Source organism: Rhodoferax sp. UBA5149 (assembly GCF_002413825.1).
Taxonomy (GTDB): domain Bacteria; phylum Pseudomonadota; class Gammaproteobacteria; order Burkholderiales; family Burkholderiaceae_C; genus Rhodoferax.
Genome location: NZ_DHXT01000187.1, coordinates 4,655 through 9,338 on the forward strand (window position 1 = coordinate 4,655; position 4,684 = coordinate 9,338).

Here is a 4,684-nt window from a genome sequence, read left to right on the forward strand (position 1 = left end):
TGGTGGCGCAGGCGCTGGTGCACAAACCACCGGTGATCGTGCTGGATGAACCCACCGCCGGTGTTGACGTGGAATTGCGCCAGACGCTGTGGCAATTCATTGCCAGGCTCAACAAGCAGGGCAGCACGGTCTTGCTGACGACCCACTACCTTGAGGAAGCCGAAGCACTGTGTGGGCGCATTGCCATGCTGAAGGCGGGGCGGATTGTCGCCCTGGACCGAACCAGCGAGTTGCTCAAGACTGCCTCGAGCAACGTGCTGCGCTTCAAAGTTGACAGCGAACTGCCCAAGGTGCTGGCGGACCAGGCGCGCATTACAGGGCGCATTGTTCAGTTCCCGGCGCATGACGCCCTGGAGATAGAGCAATACCTCGCCGCCGTGCGTGAGGCCGGCCTGGTGGCGCACGATGTGGAGATACGCAAGGCCGATCTGGAAGATGTTTTTCTGGCCGTGATGAATAAAAACCATGAGCCGGCCGCTGAACCGTTCAGCGCCGGGCCCCAAGACGAGCCCGCGCCCTTGGGGGGCAGCGCAGTAGCCGAAGCGACCAGCGCGGGGGCAATTCTATGACCGGCTGGCAAACCCTCCTTTATAAAGAAGTGCTGCGTTTCTGGAAGGTGGCCTTCCAGACCGTGGCCGGTCCGGTGCTGACCGCCATGCTGTACCTGCTGATCTTTGGCCATGCGCTGGAGTCGCACGTCAAGGTCTACGACAAGATCAGCTATACCGCATTCTTGGTGCCGGGTCTGGCGATGATGAGTCTGCTGCAGAATGCATTTGCCAACAGCTCGTCGTCCTTGATCATGAGCAAAGTGATGGGCAACCTCGTATTTTTGCTGCTCACGCCGCTCTCCTACATGAACTGGTTTGTGGCCTACGTGGGCGCCTCCGTCATTCGGGGCCTGGTCGTTGGCGTGGGCGTGTTTGCATTTTCCGCCCTGTTTACCGATGTCAGTTTGGTGGCGCCACTGTGGATCGTGATGTTTGCCGTGATGGGCGCTGCCTTGATGGGAACCCTGGGCTTGATTGCGGGTTTGTGGGCCGAAAAATTTGATCAACTGGCCGCCTTTCAGAATTTTGTCGTCATGCCTATGACCTTTTTGAGTGGCGTGTTTTACTCCATCCATTCACTGCCTCCGTTCTGGCAGACCGTGAGCCACCTGAACCCGTTTTTCTACATGATTGATGGTTTTCGCTACGGGTTTTTTGGTGTGAGCGACGTTTCGCCCTGGCTCAGCCTGGGGGTTGTGGGCGGTGCACTGGCGCTGGTGAGCTGGATTGCGGTGTATTTGCTGCGTAGCGGCTACAAAATTCGGGGTTGAAGCGTTTTCTTATCTATTGGATTGTTGACATGACTGCAGACCAGATCAAAAACATGATTGCGGCGGGCTTGGTGTGCGAGCACATCGAGCTGGAGGGCGATGGTCGCCATTGGTTCGCCACCATCGTGTCGCCTGAATTTGACGGCAAACGCGCCATTCAGCGCCACCAGCGGGTGTACGCCACGTTGGGGGCGAAAATGCAAAACGATGAGGTGCATGCGCTGTCGATGAAGACTTTCACGCCGGCCGAGTGGGCTGCATTGCCGAAATGATGGTCAAACGACTGAGTTGCGATAGCCCCATGAGGGCAGGACCAAACGACCTCACACGCTCGTGCGTCCGATTTTGCTGAACTGATCTTATGGACAAATTAATGATTCGCGGTGGCCGACAGCTGCATGGCGAGGTTGACATTTCCGGTGCCAAGAACGCGGCCCTGCCGGAGTTGTGCGCCTGTCTGCTGACGGCGGAGCCGGTCACGCTTAGCAACGTTCCGCGCTTGCAGGATGTGGCCACCATGCTCAAGCTGATTCGCAATATGGGGGTCGGCATTGAGCGCCGCGACGACGGCCGTGTCACGGTGAACGCCGGCTCGCTCAGCTCCCCTGAGGCGCCCTATGAGCTGGTCAAGACCATGCGCGCTTCGGTGTTGGCGCTGGGCCCGTTGCTGGCGCGCTTTGGCGAGGCCACGGTGTCCTTGCCGGGCGGTTGTGCCATTGGTTCACGTCCGGTGGACCAGCACATCAAGGGTCTGACGGCCATGGGCGCCGAGATCGTGGTCGAGCACGGTTACATGATCGCCAAATTGCCCAAGGGCCGGACGCGCCTGAAGGGCGCGCGGATTACCACCGACATGGTGACCGTCACCGGGACCGAAAACTTTCTGATGGCCGCCAGTCTGGCCGAGGGCGAGACCATTCTGGAGAATGCGGCACAGGAGCCCGAGATCCCCGATTTGGCAGAAATGCTGATCAAGATGGGCGCGAAGATTGAAGGACACGGCAGCAGCCGGATACGCATCCAGGGGGTTGAGAAACTTCATGGCTGTGCGCACCAGGTGGTGGCGGACCGGATCGAGACCGGCACCTTTTTGTGCGCGGTGGCGGCCAGCGGCGGCGATGTGCTGCTGCGGCATGGCCGGGCGGAGCACCTCGAAGCCGTGGTGGAAAAACTGCGCGATGCGGGGGCCACGGTCACGGCGGTTGAAGGCGGTATTCGCGTTCAGTCTCAAGGTCGGCTCAAGGCGCAGAGTTTTCGCACCACCGAGTACCCGGGCTTTCCGACCGACATGCAGGCGCAATTCATGGCGCTCAATGCCATCTCGCATGGCACTACCAAGGTGACAGAGACCATTTTCGAGAACCGTTTCATGCACGTCAACGAGATGGTTCGGCTCGGTGCCAACATCCAGATTGATGGCAAGGTGGCGGTGGTCGAAGGGGTGGAAAAACTCTCGGGCGCGACGGTGATGGCGACCGATCTGCGCGCTTCCGCCAGTTTGGTCATTGCCGGCCTGGTGGCCGAAGGTGAAACCGTGGTGGATCGCATCTACCACCTGGACCGCGGCTATGACCAGATGGAAGCCAAGCTGCGGGGTCTGGGTGCCGATATTGAAAGGATCAGATGATTACGCTCGCGCTCTCCAAAGGTCGCATCTTCGAAGAAACCCTGCCGCTGCTGCGCGCCGCTGGCATCGAGGTGCTGGAAGACCCCGAAAAATCGCGCAAACTCATTCTCACCACCAACCAGCCCGATGTGCGTGTGTTGGTGGTGCGCGCCACCGACGTGCCGACCTACGTGCAATACGGCGGCGCCGATATGGGCATTACCGGTAAAGACACGCTGCTGGAGCATGGCAGCGACGGCCTGTACCAGCCGCTGGACCTGCAAATTGCCAAGTGCCGCATCAGTGTGGCGGTGCGCGCTGATTTTGACTACGCGTCGGCGGTGAAGCAGGGTTCACGCCTGAAGGTTGCCACCAAATACGTGGCGATTGCGCGCGAATTTTTCGCCACCAAAGGCGTGCATGTGGACTTGATCAAGCTTTACGGCAGCATGGAGCTGGCCCCGCTGGTGGGCTTGGCCGATGCGATTGTCGACCTGGTCTCCACCGGCAACACGCTCAAGGCCAACCATCTGGTCGAGGTCGAACACATCATGGACATCAGCTCGCGGCTGGTGGTCAATCAGGCGGCGCTCAAACTCAAGCAGGCGCCGATTCGCAAAATCATTGATGCCTTTGCATCCGCCATTGCCAAGTAACTCAAATCATTCATCTTCCATTATTGCTATGACTTTTGTAGCTGCCCCCGCCCGTCTATCAACCGCCAGCAGCACATTTGATGCTGATTTCAAGGCGCGCCTGCATTGGTCGGCCGAGGCCGATGCAGAAATCGAGGCGCGGGTGGCGGATATTCTGGCTGACGTGCAGCAGCGCGGCGATGCGGCGGTGCTGGACTACACCCGGCGTTTTGATGGCGTGCATGTCTCAACGATGGCCGAGCTGGAACTCACGCAAGTCGAACTCAAGGCCGCGTTCGAGGCGATTCCTGCGGCCCAGCGCGAGGCCCTGCAAGCCGCCGCGCAGCGTGTGCGCAGCTACCACGAAGCGCAGAAAAAAGCCTGCGGCGAGAGCTGGAGCTACCGCGACGAAGACGGCACGCTCTTGGGTCAAAAGGTCACGCCGCTGGACCGCGTCGGTATTTATGTGCCCGGCGGCAAAGCGGCCTACCCGTCCTCGGTGCTGATGAACGCCATCCCGGCTCATGTGGCGGGTGTCGCTGAAATCATCATGGTGGTGCCCACGCCCAAAGGCGAGAAGAACCCGCTGGTGCTGGCGGCCGCCTATGTGGCGGGCGTCAGCCGCGCCTTCACCGTCGGTGGTGCGCAGGCGGTGGCGGCGTTGGCCTACGGTACGCAGACCATTCCCAAGGTTGACAAAATCACCGGCCCCGGCAACGCCTATGTGGCAGCGGCCAAGCGCCGTGTCTTTGGCACGGTCGGCATTGACATGATTGCCGGACCGAGCGAGATTTTGGTGCTGGCGGACGGCAGCACGCCGCCCGACTGGGTGGCGATGGACTTGTTCAGCCAGGCCGAGCACGACGAGCTGGCGCAGAGTATTTTGCTGTGCCCTGACGCCGCTTACATCGACCAGGTGCAGGCAGCCATCAAGCGCTTGCTCAATGAGATGCCGCGTGCCGAGATCATCGCCAAGTCGCTCAATGGCCGCGGCGCCTTGATTCATACGCGCAGCATGGAAGAAGCCTGCGAAATCAGCAATGCAATAGCGCCCGAACACCTGGAGGTCAGCAGCCGCGACCCGCAGCGCTGGGAGCCACTGCTCAAGCACGCGGGCGCCAT

The 4,684-nt window shown here is 60.4% G+C and carries 5 protein-coding genes and 1 pseudogene; all 6 read left to right on the forward strand.

The window, feature by feature from the left end; all coding sequences use genetic code 11:
* Positions 1 to 569 (forward strand): annotated as a pseudogene (locus B3V69_RS16805) (AAA family ATPase); the annotation flags it as partial.
* A complete protein-coding gene (locus B3V69_RS16810; RefSeq protein WP_296448152.1) occupies positions 566 to 1,321 on the forward strand; it encodes an ABC transporter permease in 756 nt (251 codons plus the stop codon). The pseudogene B3V69_RS16805 and the gene B3V69_RS16810, both read left to right, overlap by 4 nt.
* Before the next feature lie 29 nt (positions 1,322 to 1,350).
* Positions 1,351 to 1,593 carry a BolA family protein gene (locus B3V69_RS16815; RefSeq protein WP_296448153.1) on the forward strand — a complete coding sequence of 81 codons (243 nt, stop codon included), beginning with the start codon at positions 1,351 to 1,353 and terminating at the stop codon, positions 1,591 to 1,593.
* Positions 1,594 to 1,682: 89 nt separating this feature from the next.
* Entirely contained in the window at positions 1,683 to 2,948 is a 1,266-nt protein-coding gene (gene murA / locus B3V69_RS16820; protein ID WP_296448154.1) for a UDP-N-acetylglucosamine 1-carboxyvinyltransferase, read from the forward strand.
* The gene (gene hisG, locus B3V69_RS16825) at positions 2,945 to 3,583 is read left to right on the forward strand and encodes an ATP phosphoribosyltransferase (protein ID WP_296448155.1); all 639 of its coding nucleotides are present in this window, start codon (positions 2,945 to 2,947) and stop codon (positions 3,581 to 3,583) included. The genes murA and hisG overlap by 4 nt, the downstream gene beginning before the upstream one ends.
* 28 nt (positions 3,584 to 3,611) lie before the next feature.
* A partial coding sequence (hisD, locus tag B3V69_RS16830) for a histidinol dehydrogenase (RefSeq protein ID WP_296448156.1) occupies positions 3,612 to 4,684 on the forward strand: 1,073 nt, incomplete at its 3' end.

Coding starts and splice junctions, on each gene's coding strand:
- murA (WP_296448154.1), top strand. CDS start 1,683: ATGGACAAATTAATGATTCGCGGTGGCCGACAGCTGCATGGCGAGGTT.
- B3V69_RS16810 (WP_296448152.1), top strand. CDS start 566: ATGACCGGCTGGCAAACCCTCCTTTATAAAGAAGTGCTGCGTTTCTGG.
- hisG (WP_296448155.1), top strand. CDS start 2,945: ATGATTACGCTCGCGCTCTCCAAAGGTCGCATCTTCGAAGAAACCCTG.
- B3V69_RS16815 (WP_296448153.1), top strand. CDS start 1,351: ATGACTGCAGACCAGATCAAAAACATGATTGCGGCGGGCTTGGTGTGC.